Here is a 353-nt window from a genome sequence, read left to right as displayed (position 1 = left end):
ACTTTAATGGCATTGGACTTATAAAACCGCCACTTCAAAAAATGTTTATTGATGAAGTGCAGAAAAAAATACATCACAGGAAAGACCAGAACATTGGCTATAAAGCAAAAGATGAAAGCAACAATGGGATTAACCCCATTCAGTATAGCATAAGGGATTCCCACCTTTGCTTCTCCAAAGGGGGAAATACTCCATAACATCGCCTGAATAATTTCTGCCAGCATACCCGTTCTTAAAGGGCGCAAAAATATTTAAAAGCCAACAGATAAAAACAGGAAATGATCTATTTTTTAAAAAATATAATTTGGAATGTTATCTAAGGTAAAAGATCAAAAGGCTACTGAGTTTGATCT

The 353-nt window shown here is 34.6% G+C and carries 1 protein-coding gene; it reads right to left on the bottom strand.

From position 1 onward, the window contains the following. The coding region (locus tag HC175_RS21200) for a small multi-drug export protein (RefSeq protein ID WP_168139932.1) at window positions 1–224 on the bottom strand (224 nt) is incomplete at its 3' end. Window positions 225–353: the final 129 nt, after the last annotated feature.

The sequence above is a fragment of the Salinimicrobium oceani genome (genome assembly GCF_012037645.1).
The sequence above is the reverse complement of the archived record's forward strand: the minus strand, read 5'-3'. Positions and strand labels throughout refer to the sequence as shown.